Here is a 17,326-nt window from a genome sequence, read left to right on the forward strand (position 1 = left end):
GTCCCCGTCCCCGTCCCCAGCGGTCGCTCCGGCGGTGGATGATGACTATCGCACCGATGATATTTACGGGCGGGCGGGGCAGCAGCGGGAAGAGCAACCCCCGGCCAGGTCTCGACCCCGGCGCAACCGCCTGAAGCTATGGACCTATGCCGCCGTCGCCTTTTTTCTGGCCATGGCAGCGTTAGGCGGTGGCCTCTGGTATTTCGGCACGCCCAGCTGGGCTGTGAATCTGGGTTTTGTTGCCGAAGAAGGCGACCCGGATCTGCTATTCTATCTGTCCAAGCCTGCCGAGCGCCGCAAATTGCCGACGGGTGAGGAATATTTCGCATTCGGCGCGCGCATCGTGAACAGCGGCAAGGATGTTCTGCCCGTGCCGCCCGTGCTGGTGCAACTGCGCGACCAGCAAAATCGCCTGGTCTTCAGCTGGACCACCAAGGCGGACCGCAACAGCCTGAAACCCGGTGAGGAAGCGTCGATCAACGAAAGCCGGATCGACATTCCCAAAAATGCCGAAAACCTGTCCTTGACCTTTGTCCAATAGGCGACGGAGCCGCAGGCCGACGCACCCGGCGCGTCAAGGATAGCTGACGGTTTTGGGCCTTCCCTTGGGGATGGGGATGAATTCATGGTCGTCGCCGGGAATCAGCGGAAAACGCATCGCCTCCCAATCCTCCCGCGCCTGATACAGCCGGTCGACATCCGACGACACGAAGTTCCACCAGACATGGCGCGGCGTGCGGAACGCTTCGCCACCGCACAGCATCACGCGCCCGCCATCGACGCTCATCAATGTGGCGCGCGTGCCGGGGCGCAGCACATAGAGCGTCTGGGGCGCAAGCGCCACGCCGTCGAGCGCCGCGTCGCCGCCCGCGACATAGATGGCGCGCTCTTCCGCCTCTGCGTCGATGGGGACCCTGCCGCCGGGGGATAGCTGGATATCGGCATAGACGGTGTTCGCATAGGTCGTCACCGGGGACGTTTCGCCCCACAATGTCCCCATGATCACCCGCGCGCGGGCATGGCCGCAATCGACGATGGGCATGCCGCCTTCGCCCACATGTTCAAAGGCGGGCGGCATCTCCTCCAGCCCGTCGGGCAGCGCGAGCCATGTCTGGATCGCCGACAGCTTGGACAGCTTGGCCCGTTCCCCATCGGGCGACCGTTCGGAATGAACGATGCCGCTGCCCGCCGTCATCAGGTTGACGGCGCCCGGCTCAATCAACTGTTCGGTGCCCAGCGAATCGCGGTGAATGAACGCGCCCTCGAACATATAGGTCACGGTCGCGAGGTTGATGTGCGGGTGCGGGCGAACGTCGATGCCCTGCCCCGCCCCGATCCGCGCTGGCCCGGCCTGATCGAAGAAAATGAACGGCCCCACCATCGTCCGGTCCCGCGCAGGCAATGAGCGGTGGACGCGAAAGTCGCCCAGGTCATGCGTGGTCGGGGTGATGGTCTGAATGATGATGTCGTCAGGGATCATGGGGCGTCCTGTTCGATATTTTGGCCAATGGAGAGAAGGTTGCAGATGCCGACCGCGCGCTTCACCCCTCGCCGGGCGCGCGCGCCTTGATCGCGAGGGCGTGGACCTTGTCACGCAGCAGTTCGGCCAGCGCCGCATTCACCATGCGTTGCCGCGCCACTCGATTCTGGCCGGAGAATTGGGCCGACACGATCTCAACCGTGAAATGACTTTCACCCGAACCGTCATGACCTGCATGACCGCGGTGCCGATCGCTGTCGTCGATCACGGCGAGATGTTCAGGCGACAGGGCGGCGCGCAGCCGCGCTTCGATCTGTGTGGCCACGGGGCCTTTTAGTTGCATGCTCATCGCCCCTATATAGGAGTTTTGCTCATCCATGCATCAGGACAATCGTGGCCAGCGACCCGTTTTCGAACCGACGTTTCAACCGTTTCCATGGCCGGGTGGAAAGCGACCACCCCTGCGCCGCCAAAGGATGCGAGGAGCCAGGCGAGTTTCGCGCGCCACCGGTAGAAGGAGGCGCGTCGGGCCATGAAGGGCCGCGCTGGCGCTGGCTGTGCCTCGACCATGTGCGTGAATTCAACCAGGGCTATAATTTCTTCAGCGGCATGAGCGCGGATGAAATTGCCGCTGCGCAGCGTCCCTATGCCGGATGGGATCGGGAAACCCGCGCCTTTTCATCCCGCGCGGCCAGCCCGCCCCCACGCTGGAGCGATTTTTCCGATCCGCTGGACGCCATCGGCGCGAAGTTCAAGGATCGGATGGCCAAGGCCCGCGCCGACAGCCAGACGCGGCAGGACGGCAAATTCCTGTCGAATGAGGATCGCAAGGCGATGGCCGTCATGGGGCTGCCCATTGACGCGGATCGCAAGGCCCTGCGCCAGCGTTATACCGAACTGCTGCGCCGCTATCATCCCGACCATAATGGCGGCGACCGCAGCCACGAAAACGCGTTGCAGAGCGTGATCGAAGCCTATGGACTGCTGCGCAAGGCTGTCGCTTTCGCCTGAGCTATCAGATCAATTCACCATGTGGGGCTGCTTGATCGCTGCGAGACGAAGCCCCACTCTATCGACACGCCCTTCCTCGATCGGTTAGGGGCTGGAAAGACCATTCAGAAAGAGCCGCGCGCATGACCGACATTTCCAACGTCCAGCCCGATACAAGATCCGAAACGCTGCTGGCCGCGCCCGACCGGGAAGTGGACGCGCGCGAGATGTTCGGCGTCGATGTCGACCTCAAGATCCCGGCCTTTTCCGAAGCGGACGAGCGGGTGCCCGACATCGACCCCGCCTATGTGTTCGATCCCGACACCACGCTGGCGATCCTGGCGGGCTTCGCATTCAATCGCCGCGTCATGGTCCAGGGTTATCACGGCACCGGCAAGTCCAGCCATATCGAGCAGATCGCCGCCCGCCTGCGGTGGCCGTGCATCCGCATCAACCTGGACGCGCATATCAGCCGTATCGACCTGGTCGGGCGCGACGCCATCGTCCTGCGCGATGGGCAGCAGGTCACGGAATTTCGCGAAGGGCTGCTGCCCTGGTCGCTACAGCGGCCCGTGGCGCTGGTCTTCGACGAATATGATGCGGGTCGCCCCGACGTGATGTTCGTGATCCAGCGCGTGCTGGAAGCCGACGGCAAGATGACGTTGCTGGACCAGAACCGCGTGATCCGCCCGAACCCCTGGTTCCGCCTGTTCGCGACGGCCAATACGGTCGGCCTGGGCGACACGACGGGGCTGTATCACGGCACGCAGCAGATCAACCAGGGCCAGATGGACCGGTGGAACCTGGTGGTGACGCTGAACTACCTGCCCGCCGCGACGGAGGCGCAGATCGTCCTCGCCAAGTCGGGCGAATATGATCATGAAGGCGGCCGCAAGGAAGTCGAGAACATGATCAAGGTGGCGGAACTGACCCGCCAGGGCTTCGTCAACGGCGACATTTCCACCGTGATGAGCCCGCGCACCGTGATCAGCTGGGCGCAGAACGCGCTGATCTTCAAGAATGTCGGCTTCGCCTTCCGCCTGAGCTTCCTCAACAAATGCGACGAAGCCGAGCGGGCGCTGGTGGCGGAATATTATCAGCGGGTATTCGGCAAGGACCTGCCCGAAAGCGTGGCGCACCGGGTAGCCTGAAGCCATGGCGGAACGATCGCCCCTGGACGCTTTCAAGGACGTGCTGTCCGGCGCGGCGCGGTCGATCGCGCGCGATGCGGAGGTCGAGGTCGGCTTTACCGCCGACGCGCCGCATATGGCGGGCAAGGCGATCAAGGTGCCGACCCCTGCCCGCACCCTGCCCGCCGATCAGGTGGCGCTGGCGCGCGGCTTTGCCGACGCCAATGCCCTGCGGCTGCGCCATCACAACAGCCGCCTGCATGCCAGTGCCGCCCCCGCCGACGCGACCGCGCGGGCGGTCTATGATGCGGTGGAGCAGGCACGCGTCGAGGCGATCGGGTCGCGCGCCATGGAGGGGGTGCGCGCCAACCTGAACCATGCGCTGGACCTGAAACTGAAGTCCGACCCGCTGCGCCGTGCCCGGTCAGCCGATGAAGTGCCGCTATCCACTGCCGTCGCGCTCAAGGTTCGCGAGCGGCTGACCGGTCAGCCGATTCCCAAGGACGCCATCACTGGCATGGGGCTGGTCGATGAGTGGATCGAGGAAAAGGCAGGCGCCGATCTGGACGCGCTGGGACTGGCGATCGATGACCAGCGCGCTTTTCAGAAGATGACACAGGCCATTCTGGAACATCTGCATCTGGTCGAAGCCGACACGCCCCCCGAAACCGACAATTCGGAACCTGAAGACCAGGGCGAAGACGAAGAGGAAAATCAGGAAGAGGGCGATTCGGGCGAGGATCAGGCTGGCGACAGCGACATGAACGCCGAAGCCCGCGCCGACGATACGGGCGGCGACACGGAGGAAGGCGACAGCGAATATAGCGACGATTTCGACGCCGACAGCGATGCAGGCGCCGACGATATGGGTGAAGAAGGCATGATGCCGGTGCGCCCCAACCGACCGCTGTCCGATCTGCCGCCGGGTTTCGACTATAAGCCCTATACCCAGTTGCACGATGAAATCGTGACAGCCGAGGATTTGTGCGACGAGGATGAGCTGTTGCGGCTGCGGGGGTTCCTGGACCAGCAGCTCACCAGCCTGCAAGGCGCTGTCACAAAGCTGGCCAACCGTTTGCAGCGACGGTTGATGGCGCAGCAGTCGCGGTCGTGGGATTTCGATCAGGAAGAAGGGCTGCTGGACGCAGCGCGGCTGGCCCGCATCGTCATCGATCCCACGCGATCGCTGTCCTACAAGATCGAACGCGACACCGAGTTTCGCGACACGGTGGTGACGCTGCTGATCGACAATAGCGGTTCGATGCGCGGACGGCCGATCAGCATCGCGGCGATCAGCGCGGACATCATGGCGCGCACATTGGAACGGTGCGGCGTCAAGACGGAGATATTGGGCTTTACCACCCGCGCCTGGAAGGGCGGGCAAAGTCGGGAAGACTGGCTGGCGGCAGGGCGACCGCCCTTGCCGGGGCGGCTCAATGACCTGCGCCACATCATCTACAAGAAGGCGGACGAGCCATGGCGGCGCGCGCGCAAGAATCTGGGCCTGATGATGCGCGAAGGGCTGCTGAAGGAAAATATCGACGGAGAGGCGCTGCTGTGGGCGCATAGCCGCCTGATCGCACGGCATGAGGAACGCCGTATCCTGATGGTGATTTCCGACGGCGCGCCGGTGGACGATTCGACCCTGTCGGTGAACAGCGGCACCTATCTGGAGCGGCACCTGCGCCAGGTGATCGAATGGATCGAGGCGCGTTCGCCGGTGCAACTGGTGGCGATTGGCATCGGCCATGACGTGACCCGCTATTATCGTCGCGCGGTCACCATCATGGACGCCGAACAATTGGGCGGCACGATGGTGGAGCAGCTTGCCGGGTTGTTCGACGAGGATTGAAAGCCGGTCCGGCGCTTCCGATCTCTACAATTTGTCAGGAGAGTGCCATGAGCGTCGCCTTTCGTCGCGAAAGCGATGAGGAACATCTGGAACCCAAGTTCGAGATTCCGATTCCGCCCGGTCCCAATTTGGTGACGGCGCGCGGGTTGCGGCTGACGCGCGAAAAGGTTGAGGCGCTGGAGGCAGTGGTCACGGCGGACATGGCCGAGGAGGACGTCAAGAAGTTGCGGCGGGAGCTGCGCTATTGGCGCACCCGGCTGGCGACGGCGCAGGTTCAGCCGGTGCCCAATGAAGAGGTCGTGACGTTCGGAACCTGCGTGACCTATCGATTGAATGGCCAGACCAGGACGGTCACCATTGTAGGCGATGACGAAGCCGACCCCAATGATGGACGGATCAGTTTTTCCTCACCGCTCGCACGCGCGATGATCGATGCTGAAGTCGGGGAGCAGCTGGATTTCGGGAGCAACGGCCAGTCGGTCGAGATTCTGGCGATACAGGCTGTCGAGGAATCCTGATCGCTTTTTGAAGGGGCGCAGGAGTGGGAGGGAGGCCCTCCGTATTCCCCGCGCCCTGGTTGATCCCGTAAGGCCTAAGCGCCCTCAGCCGTTGCGGCCTGCCTCAAACAGGAACCATGCGCGTTCTTCGGCCTGGTCGGTCCAGTCATCGACAATGCCTTCGGTCGCGTTGTCGCCAGCATCGGTGGCGGCTGTCTTGGCCGCGCGGAGCGATTCGACCAGGCGCAGATTATCTTCACGCAGTTCGTTCAGCATGTCGGCGGCGCTGACATAGTCGGCGTCATTATCCTTGATCGATTGATGGCGGGAGATGTCGCCGATCGACCGCAGCGTCGTATTGCCGGTCTTGCGCACGCGTTCGGCGATAGCGTCGGTGGTCGCCAATATCTGCGTCGCCTGTTCATCGAACATCAGGTGATAGTCGCGGAAATGAGGGCCAGAGACGTGCCAGTGAAAATTCTTGGTCTTGAAATATAGTGCATAGCTGTCGGCCAGCACCCCGTTCAGCGCTTCGGCCACCGATTTGGTGGCGTTGCTGCGCAGGTCGGTCGGCGTCTTGAGATTAGGGGCGGTCATGCGTTGCTCCTGTGTCCAGCGAATGATTTCGGAGGTATAATGATCTGATCGCTGAAAAGTATCATGACAGAGCGCAAATTTCCCGGCGAATTCCTCGCTCAGTCTGATCAAGCGGGTCGATCAGCCGACAAGGCCGAGCGCAGCGACCGCGCTGCCCAGTCCGATCATCACCATGACCAGCGCCCCGATCACCCGAATCGGCCCCAGCGGAACAATAGCCATCAGGCGTTCGCGCAGCAGCACGGCGGGGATCAGCGCCGCCATCATGCCCAATGCACCGCCCAGGGCAGCCATGGCGGGGTCGGCCGTCCGGGTCGCTATGCCGAGGATCAGAAATTGCTGGCCATCGCCAAAGCCAAGGATGAACAGGCCCAGCGCTGACGTCAGAAAGGGGCCGGTAGGCCAGGTGGCGAGCGTATCTGGCGGCTTGACCGGCCACAGCATCCCGCCGCCCAACATGAGCAGGGCGAGCGCCAGGAACAGAAGGCGCGCCTGCGATCCCAGCATGGGACCGATAAACGACCCGGCGATGGCAGCGAGGACGGCGTTGGCGATGACCGCTATGGCGGCGCCGGCGATGACAGCGCGATTATCGTGAAAACGTGCGGCGAGGGCGAGCGCCAGAAGCTGGCTTTTGTCGCCCATGCCGCCCAGCAAACATCCCATCAATGCGGTCAGCAGTGCATCCATGGGTCGTGGCGAACGTCAGAAGGAGGCGGAAATGCGCGCGCAGGGCGTCGGCTTCGTCGCAATGGCAAGGGGAATAACGTCGGCTCTGGGCATTTCCGCCGCAATCGCATCCCGAATGAGGTCGAGATAGGATAGCACCACCGGTCCCATGCCCTGCAACGACAAGGCCGATTCCAACGTGCAGGCCAGGCTTTCCACACTGTCGATATGATAGGCGCGGGACAGATGACGGACCTGATCCACTTCGTCCCGCAAGCGCGACACGCTCAAATGGCCGCGCTCCTCCGCGAGGCCGTCGACCCGTTCGAGCAGATTTGCCAGAATGGCCATCATCGGATCATGTCGCATGGAGAATTTTCCCCTGTTCCCGCCTTGAACCTGCACTATGCGCGTGAGAGGTTAAGGCCGTGTAAAGCGTAACGCCCGCCGCCCCCGGCGGTTGCTTCGCCTTGACATCGGTCCGAATCTCCCTCATGGGCGGCTGCTGAAACAGGGCGGCCTTTTTCGGAAGATTGGGGCCGCTTTTCTTTTCACGATATTACGACCAGGAACACAGGGCCATGGCCAAGCCAGCAACCGTCAAGATTCGCCTCGTCAGCTCGGCTGACACCGGATTCTTCTACGTTACGAAGAAGAACCCGCGCACGAAGACCGAGAAGCTGAGCTTCCGCAAATATGACCCGGTCGTGCGCAAGCATGTCGAGTTCAAGGAAGCCAAGATCAAGTGATCTGCGGACGGCGTTAAGCCGTCCCGGTCCATTTGCACGCTTCAAGGAAAGGCCCGTCCCCATGTGGGAACGGGCCTTTCCTTGTTGTTGCCTGAAATCGTCAGCGACGGGCGGCGTTCCGCCGTTTCGCTTGTCGGGAAGCATCATGTGACGCTTCCCGGCCTGACTATCCCTCGCGTCAGTTGCCGACCGGCTGATCGTCGGCGCGGGTGATGACGATGGTGGAGGAACGCGGCGGCTGTCCAGCGACGGGCCAGTCTCCAGTCGGGTGCTGGATATTGACGAAGAAGGTCTTGAGGTCCGGCGTGTAGGCGATGCCGGTGATCTCGCAACCCGCTGGCCCCACCAGGAAGCGTTTGGACTGCTTGCTGGTCTGGTCGACATGGAACATCGCATTGTGGCCAAAGGCCTGGTCGATGGTCGTGCCGGTCACGCCCGAATTGCCGGGGACGCTATGGTCGGTCTGGACCCACAGGCGGCCCTGCGGGTCGATGCGGAGGCCGTCGGGGCTGGAGAAGGTGTCGCCATTGATGTCGCCCACCAGATTGGAGCCGCCCGAAGCAAGGCTGGGGTCGCCCGCCATCAGGAAGATTTCCCAGGTGAAGCTGGTCGCCAGCGGCGAGTCACCGCTTTCCTTGAACTTGATGATATGGCCGTGAAGATTGCGGGTGCGGGGGTTGGCCGCGTCCGTGACCTGTCGGCCGCTATTGTTGGTCAGGGTGCAGAAGATCGCGCTGTTGTCCGGCGCGACGGTCAGCCATTCCGGTCGGTCCATGACGGTGCCGCCAGCGACGCGGGCCGCCGCCTTGGTGTTGATCAGCACGTCCGCCCGGCTGTTGAAGTCAATGGTGGTGGGGGCAGGCGGCGTCGTGCTCTGGCTGATATTGCCGGGGTCCGAAGCGCCGGGCAGCAAGCCGTTCTGCCCCTGCACCAGCGCGCGCCATTCGCCCGTGCCATCGGCGTTGAAGCGCGCGACATAGAGCGTGCCATAATCCAGCAGATCCGTGTTCGCGGCGCGGTTGGATTGGCTATAGGCGCGGTCTGGCACGAATTTGTAGATGCAGCCCGGCGTGGCGTCGTCGCCCATGTAAAAGGCGGTGCGACGATTGCTGTCCGCCATGAACGCGACATTTTCATGGTCGAACCGGCCCATGGCGGTGCGCTTGGTCGGAGGAGCCAGTTCCTGGGACGGGTCGATTTCGACCACCCAGCCATAGTCATTCTCTGGCTGCGTGGGATCGAAATAATTGTCCGTCGTTTCTTCACAGGTGAGGTAGGTGCCCCAGGGCGTGCGCCCGGACGCACAGTTGTTCAGCATCCCCTTGATCGTGCCGGAAAGCTGGCCCGCGGCAGGACCGCCAGCATTGTAGCTGCTGTTGCCGGTGTAGCGCTTGTTGAAGCGCGAACCCGCCTTTACCGCCCATTTGCCGTCCGTACCCTTGGCGACTTCCACGACCGAGATGCCGACAGCCGACAGCACCAGCGCCTTTTGATCCGCGGTGGCCGTTGCGGCGTCGTAGCTGCCCGAAAACAGGATGTTGCTGTCGGGATATTCATGGTTGATGGCGAGCAGCCCGCCGACATTGGGGTCGGTGCCGGACAGTTCGAAATATTCCATGCCGTCATGATTGCCGCCCGCCCATTTTTCCGCCTCTGCGGGGGTGGGAAAGCTGCCCGAATAGGCGGTGCCAGCCTCAACGGAATCGCCTGCCTTGAGCAGGATGTCGACGGTGTAGCCGGTCGGGACGGTCACGGTGTCGTTCTGGTTCGCCGCCACCGGAGCAAAGGCGATGGCGTAGCTGGGCGCGGGCGTCGGTGTGGGCGACGGGCTGGGGCTGGGCGAAGGCGACGCAAAGCCGCCATCGTCATCGCCGCAAGCGGCCAGCGTTCCCAGCATCGGCAGGATCGACAGGCCCAGCAAGCCGTTTTTCAGGACGGAACGGCGGCCCGGATTGGCGGCGACAATGGCTTCCAGGCTGTTGTCGCCAAATATGATCGTCGGCTGTTTATCGCGAAATGGCGCGCGCGCTTCGTCGGTCAGATGAGACATGATTCTTTACCCCTGGTGCAGATCGGGCTGTCCGCGGATCGCGGCGCCCTTGGCCAAGGGAGTTGGCAGAGGCAGATGAAATCAGGGCGTCATTTCAGCGACATGGCCATGAAAGCCGCATGACGATCCGATGACGATCACCACCCGATCGTTACAGCAGCGCATTCACCTGTTCGACAAAGCGCAGCACCGAAATGGGTTTGGACACATAGGCCTGCGCACCGGCGCCGCGAATCCGGTCTTCATCGCCCTTACCGGCATAGGCGGTGACCGCCATGATCGGGACAGCGGACAGGCGCGGATCGCGTTTCAGCGATATGATGAGGTCAAGGCCGCTGACATGGGGCAGGTGGATGTCGGTGATCACCAGGTCCGGGCGAAACTCCAGCGCCTGCGTCACCACGTCCCGACCGTCGCGCAGGGGCAGCACTTCATGCCCGTGCGCGCGCAGCAAATCGCAAAAAAGTTTGAGATTGAGTTCGTTGTCCTCGACAACGAGCACGCGCTTTGCCACCAGTCACCCGCGTTTCGATCCATGCGCACGACATGTGCGCCGTTCATATTGTCCCCAGTCGAGAATCACCATGCGTCCCCATCACCCCGAAGGCAAGCAGGATAGCCAAGGCGATGCCCAGGAAGCGGGCACGCTGGCGCTGATGGCGCTGGCCTGGACATTAAGCGATGAGCGGCGCGCCGAGCGGCTGCTGGCGCTGACGGGACTGGACGCCGATGCGCTGCGCGCGGGCATCGACAGCCCGGCGGTGCTGGGCGCGGTGCTGGATTTCCTGGCCGATCATGAGCCGGACCTGATCGCGTGCGCCGAAGCGATCGAAACTACGCCCGCCATTTTGATCGGCATCAGGACCCGGCTTCGCCAATGACCCGCCCCCTTATCATCACCGATTGCGACGAAGTCCTGCTGCACATGGTCGTGCCGTTTCGGCAATGGCTGGACGAGCAGCACAATGTCCATTTCGACATGGGCGAACCGGGCTTTGTCGAAGCGCTGCGCCACAAGGACAGCGGCATTCCGCTGGAGCGCAAACTGGTGTGGGAGCTGCTGATCGGCTTTTTCGACACCGAAATGCACCGGCAACAACCGATTGCAGGCGCGATCGAAGCCCTTGGCCGCCTGTCGCGCATCGCCGACATCGTCGTGCTGACCAATATCGGCGAGCGTCATCACCAACAGCGGATCGAACAACTGGCCGCGCACGGGCTGCACCATCGCGTTCACTGGAACCATGGCGGCAAGGGGCCGCCGCTGGCCGCCATCGTCGCGGAACGCCAGCCGTCGGTCGCCCTGTTCATCGACGACCTGGCCGAACATCATGCGTCGGTTGCGGACCATGCGCCGGGCGTATGGCGCCTGCACATGGTCGGCGAACCCGAACTTGCCCCCAAGATCGCCGCCGCCCCGTCATCCCATGCGCGGATCGACACCTGGAGCGCGGCGGAACAATGGATCACCGAGCGGTTGGCCCAAGGCCCCGCCCCATTTTCCCCACCCTCTACCGATGGAGCTTTCCTATGAGCGTTGAAACCCGACTTGCCGAACTGGGCATCACCCTGCCCGTGGCCGCCGCACCCGTTGCCGCTTATGTCGCCACGGTGGAAGCCAATGGCCTGCTGCATATTTCCGGTCAGATTTCCCTGTCCGACGGCCAGTTGATGACCGGTCGGCTGGGCGAGGACCGCGACCTGGATTATGGCGTCAAGGCGGCGCGCGCCTGCGGCCTGAACCTGATCGCGCAGATCAAGGCGGCGCTTGGCAGCCTGGACCGGGTCGAGCGGATCGTGAAGCTGGGCGCGTTCATCAGCAGCGCACCTGATTTCACCGACCAGCCCAAGGTCGCCAATGGCGCGTCGGAACTGATGGTCGAAGTGTTCGGCGACGCGGGCAAGCACACGCGCAGCGCGGTTGGCGTTCCCGTCCTGCCGTTGGGCGCCGTCGTCGAAATCGACGCTGTAGTCCTTGTCCGGCCCGCCGCCTGATCCTTACTCCTTCCTGACCGAACGGCCCTTTGCCCATCGCGGGCTGCATGGGCCGTCGGTCAGCGAAAACGGCATGGCGGCGTTCCGCGCCGCTGTGGCGCAGGGTCACGGCATCGAATGCGACGTGCGTTTGAGCCATGACGGCGTCGCCATGGTCTTTCACGACATGGCGTTGTCGCGCATGACGGGGGTGGAGGGCGATATAGGCCACTGGCCCGCCGATCGGCTGGACCAGTTGCCCCTGCATGATGGTGGGCCGGTCCCCCGCCTGTCCGACCTGCTGGAACTATGTGGCGAGCAGGTGCCGCTGCTGATCGAAATCAAGGTGACGGGTCGGCGGGTCGCGCCGATCTGCCGCGCGGTGGCGCGGGACCTGGCGCGTCATCCCGGAGCGAAGGCGGCGGTCATGTCCTTCAACCCCCTGGCCATGCGATGGTTTGCGCGGCGCATGCGCGGTGTAGCGCGCGGCCTGGTGGTCACCGAGCAGGATAAGCGGGGCTGGCGCGCGAAAATGCAGCGCGGCCTTGCGCTTTGGCTTGCCCGGCCCGATTTTGTGGCCTGTGATATTCTTGATCTGCCATCATCCCTTTCCGCCCTCATGCGCCGCAAAGGCAAGCCGGTGTTGACCTGGACCGTACGCTCCCCAGACGATCGGGATCGCGCGGCGCGGCATGCGGACCAGATCATATTCGAGGTGGCGGGTGATTGACTGTGTGGCGCGGGTGGCGAGCGGCGTCGCAGACCTGCCCCGCGATCAATGGGATGCCTGTGCAGGGACGGCGAACCCGTTTATATGCTGGGATTTTCTGGCGGCGCTGGAAAAATCGGGGAGCGTAGGGCCGGGCACGGGTTGGCAAGCGCTGCCCTTGCTGATCGATGGACCTGACGGGGGGATCGCCGCAGCAGCGCCGCTTTATGCCAAGACCCATAGCCAGGGCGAATATGTATTCGACCAGGGCTGGGCCGAGGCATGGGAGCGAGCGGGTGGGCGCTATTATCCCAAAATCCAGCTGTGCGCGCCATTTTCCCCCGTTCCCGGTCCCCGGCTGCTGCTAAACGACCCATCGCTGGCCCCCGCGCTGATCGCCGGGATCGAAATGGTCGTCGACCGCAATGAACTGTCGTCGGCGCATGCCACCTTCATCGAACCGGCCCAGGTGCCGTTGTTCGAAGCGGCGGGCTGGCTGATCCGGGAGGACATCCAGTTCCACTGGACCAACCAGAGCTATCGCCATTTCGATGACTTTCTGGCCAGCCTGTCCAGCGCCAAGCGGAAGAATATTCGCAAGGAAAGGGCGCGCGCGGTCGAGGGACTGGACATCGTCCACCTGACCGGCGCGGACCTGCGCGAGGAGCATTGGGACGAATTCTGGCGATTTTATCAGGATACCGGCGCGCGCAAATGGGGGCGACCCTATCTGACGCGATCTTTTTTTTCGATGCTGGGCGAAAAGATGGGCGACCGCGTGCTGCTGGTGCTGGCGCGGCGGCAGGGGCGAGCGATTGCGGGCGCGCTCAACCTGATCGGTGGCGATGCGCTGTATGGACGCTATTGGGGTTGTACCGAAGAGGTCCCCAACCTTCATTTCGAGCTATGCTATTATCAGGCGATTGACATCGCCATCGCCCGCGGTTTGTCGCGGGTGGAAGCCGGTGCGCAGGGCGGGCACAAGCTGGCCAGGGGATATACGCCCGAACCAACCTATTCGGCGCATTATCTGCCCAACCCGTCATTTCGCCGGGCGGTGGCGGATTTTCTGTCGCAGGAACGCGCTGGCGTTGAACGCGACCGCGCCTGGTTGAACGAACGAACGCCGTTCAGGAAAGATTGACGATCAGGCTGCGCGCAGCTGTGTCGAAGCGATCAGGGCGCGTGCCTGGCGCTGCGCCTCGGCAATTTCACGCCCAGTCATTTCTTCGGCGATTTCGGCGCGCATCGCCTGTCCTTCCTCACTGCCCCGAAGCGCGGCTAGGTTGAACCATTTATGCGCTTCGACCAGGTCGACCGACAGATCGCCCGTGCCGCAGCTATAGGCCACGCCCAGTTCAAAACAGGCTTCGGCCGATTCATACGCCGCGATCGACTGGCGGCTTTCCATCAGAAACTGGGCGCTCTTCAAACTGTTCGCCATGACCTGATCCCCCTTATGGACTTCACTGGATGGTTCTTGACGAAGGCAACAATGGACGGGGTGTGATAAAAAATGGTTAACGCGATTTTCCTGTTTTGCAGGCCCTGACCCCGATCTAACTGGGCGGGCAAAGGTTAATGCGTTGAAATGACGATGCGGGGGTGGCTTCCGTCGGGGATAATCCCCATAGCCGCCTGCATGACTGCGTCCCCGGAAACATCTGCATCGGCATCGACGAAAAAGGACATACCGTTCCGCGAATTCGTCCTGCTATGCGCTTGCCTGATCGCGATGAACGCCATGTCCATCGACCCCATGCTGCCCGCTCTGCCGGACATCGGCCGTGACCTGGCCGTCACGCAGCCCAATGACCGGCAGCTGATCATCAGCGTCTATTTCCTGGGGCTGGGCGTGGGATCATTGATCTTTGGCGTCCTGTCCGACCGATTCGGGCGCAAGAAAGTGCTGGGCATCGCCATGGCGCTGTTCATCCTGGCATCCATCGCATGCGCCGCCGCGCAGAGCTTTGCGATGATGCTGACGGCGCGCGCCATGGCGGGATTCTTTGCCGGGGCGAGCCGGGTTATCGCGGTCAGCATCATCCGCGACCGATTCCGAGGCGACGCGATGGCGCGGGTCATGTCGCTGATTTTCGCCGTGTTCATGCTGATCCCGGTCGTCGCGCCCACTTTCGGGCAAGCGATCCTGTGGATCGCGCCATGGCGGTGGATTTTCTGGATATTGGCCATCCTGTCCACGCTGATCCTGCTGTGGATGTTGATTCGCCTGCCCGAAACGCTGGCCCCGGAAAACCGCGTGCCCATCAGCGTGCCGTCGCTGCTGCGCACCATGGGGCTGATCGTCACCACGCGCAGTTCGATCGGCTATATGCTGGCGAGCGGGGTCGCGATGAGCGGGCTGATCGGGTTCATCCTGTCGATCCAGCAAATCTTTTTCGATGTGTTCGACGCGCAGGACATATTCCCCCTTGCCTTCGCGGTGCAGGCAGGCAGCATGGGGATCGGCAGTCTGGTGAACAGTCGGCTGGTGTCGCGATTTGGCGCGCGGCGGCTGAGCCAGGGCGCGTTGCTGGGCCTGATCCTGATCAACATGGTGCATCTGGCCGTCATTCTGGCCGGGTATGAAACGATAATCAGCTTCATCGTCCTGCAATCGCTGACGATGCTGACGGTGGCGTTCACGGCATCCAACTTCAGCGCGATATCGATGGAGCCATTTTCCAGGGGCGCGGGCGCCGCATCGTCATTCCAGTCGTTCCTGACGACTGCGGTTTCCAGCATGTTCGGCAGCCTGGTCGGCCTGTCCTTTGACGGGACGACCCTGCCCCTGACGGTGGGCATGCTGACGTTCGGCGCGCTGTCTTTCCTGATCATCTACTGGGCCGAGCGCGGAAAGCTCTTTACCCGCCCCCATCATGGCGCGCTGCGCGACGTGGAAGTCGAAGCAGTCCGGTAAACAAGAAAGGGGGCAGTCGCCTGCCCCCTTGCTCCATGCCTGTCAGGCGTCGCGTCCGCCCGGCGTGGGCGCGCCCGGCATCGGCGGCACCGGCTGCGGCGGGATGTCGACGTCCTGTTCATGCGTTTCCACAAGGCCCCGCGCCACATGGCTCTTGCGATGGCCATAGAGGAAATAGAGCAGCAGCCCCAGCCCACCCCAGACCGGCAGAACCATCTGGGCATCCACCGGCAGGTTGAAGAACAGGAACATGCAGCCAATCGCCGCGGCGGGCGCGACCAGCCAGATGGCCGGCGTCCTGAACGGGCGTCGGCGCTGGGGGTCCCTGATCCGCAGCACGACGACGGCAATCGACACCATGAAGAAGGCGAAGAGCGTGCCCGAATTGGAAATGTCGGCCAGTTGACCCACGGGCAGCAGCGCGGCGGCGATGGCGACGAAGATGCCGGTAAAGATGGTCACGACATGCGGCGTTTTGAAGCGCGGGTGAATGCTGGCAAGTTTTTCCGGGAGCAGTCCGTCACGGGCCATCACGAAGAAGATGCGCGTCTGGCCGAACATCATCATCAGGATGACGGATGGCAGGGCCAGGTTTGCGGCGAGGCCGAGCGCATTGCCGACGACCGTCCAGTTGATCGCCCGCAGCACATGGGCCAGCGCTTCGTTGGAACAGACAAGATCATTGGCGTGAGCAGCCGTCCCGCAGGCGGCGGCAAAGCCCTGCGACCCCGGCGCGACGATCGACCCGTCTGGACCCAGAACCGGCTGCGCACCGATCGCGCCAATCGCGCCCGCGGCGACGAACAGGTAAAAGATGGTGCAGATCGCAAGGCTGCCGATCAGGCCGATCGGCACGTTGCGTTGAGGATTTTTGGTTTCTTCCGCAGCGGTTGAGACCGCGTCGAACCCGACATAGGCGAAAAAGATCGACGCCGCCGCCCCGACGATGCCCATGCCGCTGGTGCCTTCCGGGCCAAACCAGCCATTGGGCGCGAAGGGCGAAAAATTGCCAGTGTCCAGCACGGGCAGCGTCAGCGCGACGAAAGCGGTCAGGGCCGTGACCTTGATAGCGACCAGCACCGCGTTCACCCGCGCGCTTTCGGTGGTGCCGAGGACTAGCAGCGCAGTGACGGCCAGGGCGACGAAAATCGCGGGAATGTTGATGAACCCGTGCGAGAAATCGGCATGGGGAATGAGGCCGTTCATGGTCCATACCGGCCCGGCGGACAGCGCCTGGGGCAGTTCAAGCCCGGTGATGCTTTTCATGAGGCCCATGAAATAGCCTGACCAGCCGACCGACACGGCGCTGGCCGCGACGGCATATTCCAGGATGAGCGCCCACCCGACCATCCAGGCGAGCAGTTCGCCCACCACGGCATAGGTATAGGTATAGGCTGACCCCGAAACCGGGACCATCGACGCGAGTTCGGAATAGCACAGGGCGGCAAAGGCGCAGACCGCGCCCGCGATCATGAAGCTCCACATCATGCCCGGCCCCGCCTTTTGCGCGGCGGCGGCGGTCAGCACGAAAATCCCGGTGCCGATGATCGCGCCGACGCCCAGCAGCGTCAGCTGAACCGGCCCCAATGTGCGGACGAGGGATTTTTTCTCAGCCGTCGCCAATATGGCGTCCAGCGGCTTGATGCGCCCGAAGATCATGAATGGAGCCCTTTATCCATATGCCGTTTGTCCGGGCGGTCAGGCCGACC

General features: G+C 63.1%; 20 protein-coding genes and 1 pseudogene. 12 read left to right on the plus strand and 9 right to left on the minus strand.

The window, feature by feature from the left end; genetic code table 11:
* Nucleotides 1-541 (plus strand): annotated as a pseudogene (locus ACI3KQ_RS02660) (thioredoxin); the annotation flags it as partial.
* A 33-nt stretch (nucleotides 542-574) separates the two neighbouring features.
* On the opposite strand, the gene ACI3KQ_RS02665 reads toward ACI3KQ_RS02660, so the two are convergent.
* Both ACI3KQ_RS02665 and ACI3KQ_RS02670 read right to left on the minus strand, forming a co-directional pair.
* Nucleotides 575-1,480: a pirin family protein gene (locus ACI3KQ_RS02665; RefSeq protein WP_404954532.1), complete on the minus strand. Its 906-nt coding sequence runs from the start codon at nucleotides 1,478-1,480 to the stop codon at nucleotides 575-577.
* A gap of 61 nt (nucleotides 1,481-1,541) precedes the next feature.
* On the minus strand, nucleotides 1,542-1,829 hold the full coding sequence (locus tag ACI3KQ_RS02670) for a BolA family protein (protein ID WP_404954534.1): 288 nt from the start codon (nucleotides 1,827-1,829) through the stop codon (nucleotides 1,542-1,544).
* Between the two features lie 44 nt (nucleotides 1,830-1,873).
* Between ACI3KQ_RS02670 and ACI3KQ_RS02675 the strand changes: the two genes are divergently transcribed.
* The 4 genes from ACI3KQ_RS02675 (at nucleotide 1,874) to ACI3KQ_RS02690 (ending at nucleotide 5,970) form a co-directional block, all read left to right on the plus strand.
* Nucleotides 1,874-2,491 carry a DnaJ domain-containing protein gene (locus ACI3KQ_RS02675; RefSeq protein ID WP_404954536.1) on the plus strand — a complete coding sequence of 206 codons (618 nt, stop codon included), beginning with the start codon at nucleotides 1,874-1,876 and terminating at the stop codon, nucleotides 2,489-2,491.
* 122 nt (nucleotides 2,492-2,613) lie between these two features.
* The gene (gene cobS, locus ACI3KQ_RS02680; protein WP_404954538.1) at nucleotides 2,614-3,621 is read left to right on the plus strand and encodes a cobaltochelatase subunit CobS; all 1,008 of its coding nucleotides are present in this window, start codon (nucleotides 2,614-2,616) and stop codon (nucleotides 3,619-3,621) included.
* A 4-nt stretch (nucleotides 3,622-3,625) separates the two neighbouring features.
* Complete coding sequence (gene cobT / locus ACI3KQ_RS02685; RefSeq protein ID WP_404954540.1) at nucleotides 3,626-5,452, plus strand: cobaltochelatase subunit CobT; 1,827 nt, start codon at nucleotides 3,626-3,628, stop codon at nucleotides 5,450-5,452.
* A gap of 47 nt (nucleotides 5,453-5,499) precedes the next feature.
* The gene (locus ACI3KQ_RS02690; RefSeq protein ID WP_404954542.1) at nucleotides 5,500-5,970 is read left to right on the plus strand and encodes a GreA/GreB family elongation factor; all 471 of its coding nucleotides are present in this window, start codon (nucleotides 5,500-5,502) and stop codon (nucleotides 5,968-5,970) included.
* Nucleotides 5,971-6,054: 84 nt separating this feature from the next.
* Here ACI3KQ_RS02690 and ACI3KQ_RS02695 read toward each other — a convergent pair whose 3' ends face one another.
* The 3 genes from ACI3KQ_RS02695 to ACI3KQ_RS02705 all read right to left on the minus strand — a co-directional run bounded on the left by ACI3KQ_RS02695 (nucleotide 6,055) and on the right by ACI3KQ_RS02705 (nucleotide 7,584).
* The gene (locus ACI3KQ_RS02695; protein ID WP_404954544.1) at nucleotides 6,055-6,546 is read right to left on the minus strand and encodes a Dps family protein; all 492 of its coding nucleotides are present in this window, start codon (nucleotides 6,544-6,546) and stop codon (nucleotides 6,055-6,057) included.
* Between the two features lie 120 nt (nucleotides 6,547-6,666).
* A complete protein-coding gene (locus tag ACI3KQ_RS02700) occupies nucleotides 6,667-7,236 on the minus strand; it encodes a TMEM165/GDT1 family protein (RefSeq protein WP_404954546.1) in 570 nt (189 codons plus the stop codon).
* Nucleotides 7,237-7,251: 15 nt separating this feature from the next.
* A complete protein-coding gene (locus ACI3KQ_RS02705; RefSeq protein WP_404954548.1) occupies nucleotides 7,252-7,584 on the minus strand; it encodes a hypothetical protein in 333 nt (110 codons plus the stop codon).
* A gap of 212 nt (nucleotides 7,585-7,796) precedes the next feature.
* Here ACI3KQ_RS02705 and rpmG point away from each other — a divergent pair, with 212 nt between their 5' ends.
* Complete coding sequence (gene rpmG / locus ACI3KQ_RS02710; RefSeq protein ID WP_007687342.1) at nucleotides 7,797-7,964, plus strand: 50S ribosomal protein L33; 168 nt, start codon at nucleotides 7,797-7,799, stop codon at nucleotides 7,962-7,964.
* 178 nt (nucleotides 7,965-8,142) lie between these two features.
* On the opposite strand, the gene ACI3KQ_RS02715 is transcribed toward rpmG, so the two are convergent.
* Together ACI3KQ_RS02715 and ACI3KQ_RS02720 are read right to left on the minus strand one after the other, a co-directional pair.
* Nucleotides 8,143-10,014, minus strand: a complete 1,872-nt coding sequence (locus ACI3KQ_RS02715; RefSeq protein WP_404954551.1) for a PhoX family protein — start codon at nucleotides 10,012-10,014, stop codon at nucleotides 8,143-8,145.
* Nucleotides 10,015-10,165: 151 nt separating this feature from the next.
* On the minus strand, nucleotides 10,166-10,528 hold the full coding sequence (locus ACI3KQ_RS02720; protein WP_404954553.1) for a response regulator: 363 nt from the start codon (nucleotides 10,526-10,528) through the stop codon (nucleotides 10,166-10,168).
* A 70-nt stretch (nucleotides 10,529-10,598) separates the two neighbouring features.
* Between ACI3KQ_RS02720 and ACI3KQ_RS02725 the strand changes: the two genes are divergently transcribed.
* The 5 genes from ACI3KQ_RS02725 to ACI3KQ_RS02745 are packed head-to-tail and all read left to right on the plus strand — an operon-like array spanning nucleotide 10,599 to nucleotide 13,841.
* Nucleotides 10,599-10,895 carry a DUF3572 domain-containing protein gene (locus tag ACI3KQ_RS02725; protein WP_404954555.1) on the plus strand — a complete coding sequence of 99 codons (297 nt, stop codon included), beginning with the start codon at nucleotides 10,599-10,601 and terminating at the stop codon, nucleotides 10,893-10,895.
* Entirely contained in the window at nucleotides 10,892-11,548 is a 657-nt protein-coding gene (locus ACI3KQ_RS02730; protein ID WP_404954558.1) for an HAD family hydrolase, read from the plus strand. The genes ACI3KQ_RS02725 and ACI3KQ_RS02730 overlap by 4 nt, the downstream gene beginning before the upstream one ends.
* A complete protein-coding gene (locus ACI3KQ_RS02735; RefSeq protein WP_167304274.1) occupies nucleotides 11,545-12,009 on the plus strand; it encodes a RidA family protein in 465 nt (154 codons plus the stop codon). Before ACI3KQ_RS02730 ends, ACI3KQ_RS02735 begins: the two co-directional genes overlap by 4 nt.
* Entirely contained in the window at nucleotides 11,990-12,718 is a 729-nt protein-coding gene (locus ACI3KQ_RS02740) for a glycerophosphodiester phosphodiesterase family protein (RefSeq protein ID WP_404954561.1), read from the plus strand. Before ACI3KQ_RS02735 ends, ACI3KQ_RS02740 begins: the two co-directional genes overlap by 20 nt.
* Entirely contained in the window at nucleotides 12,711-13,841 is a 1,131-nt protein-coding gene (locus tag ACI3KQ_RS02745; protein WP_404954563.1) for a GNAT family N-acetyltransferase, read from the plus strand. The genes ACI3KQ_RS02740 and ACI3KQ_RS02745 overlap by 8 nt, the downstream gene beginning before the upstream one ends.
* A gap of 3 nt (nucleotides 13,842-13,844) precedes the next feature.
* On the opposite strand, the gene ACI3KQ_RS02750 is transcribed toward ACI3KQ_RS02745, so the two are convergent.
* Nucleotides 13,845-14,141: an SEL1-like repeat protein gene (locus ACI3KQ_RS02750; protein ID WP_404954565.1), complete on the minus strand. Its 297-nt coding sequence runs from the start codon at nucleotides 14,139-14,141 to the stop codon at nucleotides 13,845-13,847.
* 198 nt (nucleotides 14,142-14,339) lie between these two features.
* On the opposite strand from ACI3KQ_RS02750, the gene ACI3KQ_RS02755 reads away from it, so the two are divergent.
* Nucleotides 14,340-15,617 (plus strand): multidrug effflux MFS transporter, encoded by a 1,278-nt coding sequence (locus ACI3KQ_RS02755; protein ID WP_404954567.1) that lies wholly within the window; start codon nucleotides 14,340-14,342, stop codon nucleotides 15,615-15,617.
* Between the two features lie 42 nt (nucleotides 15,618-15,659).
* Here the strand turns inward: ACI3KQ_RS02755 and ACI3KQ_RS02760 are convergent, their stop codons facing one another.
* Nucleotides 15,660-17,276, minus strand: coding sequence for an amino acid permease (locus tag ACI3KQ_RS02760; RefSeq protein WP_404954569.1), 1,617 nt, complete (start codon nucleotides 17,274-17,276; stop codon nucleotides 15,660-15,662).
* Nucleotides 17,277-17,326 lie beyond the last annotated feature (50 nt).

It is taken from the genome of Sphingobium sp. ZW T5_29 (assembly GCF_044987515.1).
In the GTDB taxonomy this organism is placed as follows: Bacteria; Pseudomonadota; Alphaproteobacteria; order Sphingomonadales; family Sphingomonadaceae; genus Sphingobium.

What these genes read in the sequence shown, in the direction of transcription:
- ACI3KQ_RS02700 (WP_404954546.1), bottom strand. Translation starts at nt 7,236, where the DNA reads ATGGATGCACTGCTGACCGCATTGATGGGATGTTTGCTGGGCGGCATG.
- ACI3KQ_RS02755 (WP_404954567.1), top strand. Translation starts at nt 14,340, where the DNA reads ATGACTGCGTCCCCGGAAACATCTGCATCGGCATCGACGAAAAAGGAC.
- ACI3KQ_RS02665 (WP_404954532.1), bottom strand. Translation starts at nt 1,480, where the DNA reads ATGATCCCTGACGACATCATCATTCAGACCATCACCCCGACCACGCAT.
- ACI3KQ_RS02735 (WP_167304274.1), top strand. Translation starts at nt 11,545, where the DNA reads ATGAGCGTTGAAACCCGACTTGCCGAACTGGGCATCACCCTGCCCGTG.
- ACI3KQ_RS02725 (WP_404954555.1), top strand. Translation starts at nt 10,599, where the DNA reads ATGCGTCCCCATCACCCCGAAGGCAAGCAGGATAGCCAAGGCGATGCC.
- ACI3KQ_RS02760 (WP_404954569.1), bottom strand. Translation starts at nt 17,276, where the DNA reads ATGATCTTCGGGCGCATCAAGCCGCTGGACGCCATATTGGCGACGGCT.
- ACI3KQ_RS02670 (WP_404954534.1), bottom strand. Translation starts at nt 1,829, where the DNA reads ATGAGCATGCAACTAAAAGGCCCCGTGGCCACACAGATCGAAGCGCGG.
- cobS (WP_404954538.1), top strand. Translation starts at nt 2,614, where the DNA reads ATGACCGACATTTCCAACGTCCAGCCCGATACAAGATCCGAAACGCTG.
- ACI3KQ_RS02730 (WP_404954558.1), top strand. Translation starts at nt 10,892, where the DNA reads ATGACCCGCCCCCTTATCATCACCGATTGCGACGAAGTCCTGCTGCAC.
- ACI3KQ_RS02705 (WP_404954548.1), bottom strand. Translation starts at nt 7,584, where the DNA reads ATGCGACATGATCCGATGATGGCCATTCTGGCAAATCTGCTCGAACGG.
- ACI3KQ_RS02695 (WP_404954544.1), bottom strand. Translation starts at nt 6,546, where the DNA reads ATGACCGCCCCTAATCTCAAGACGCCGACCGACCTGCGCAGCAACGCC.
- cobT (WP_404954540.1), top strand. Translation starts at nt 3,626, where the DNA reads ATGGCGGAACGATCGCCCCTGGACGCTTTCAAGGACGTGCTGTCCGGC.
- rpmG (WP_007687342.1), top strand. Translation starts at nt 7,797, where the DNA reads ATGGCCAAGCCAGCAACCGTCAAGATTCGCCTCGTCAGCTCGGCTGAC.
- ACI3KQ_RS02715 (WP_404954551.1), bottom strand. Translation starts at nt 10,014, where the DNA reads ATGTCTCATCTGACCGACGAAGCGCGCGCGCCATTTCGCGATAAACAG.
- ACI3KQ_RS02750 (WP_404954565.1), bottom strand. Translation starts at nt 14,141, where the DNA reads ATGGCGAACAGTTTGAAGAGCGCCCAGTTTCTGATGGAAAGCCGCCAG.
- ACI3KQ_RS02690 (WP_404954542.1), top strand. Translation starts at nt 5,500, where the DNA reads ATGAGCGTCGCCTTTCGTCGCGAAAGCGATGAGGAACATCTGGAACCC.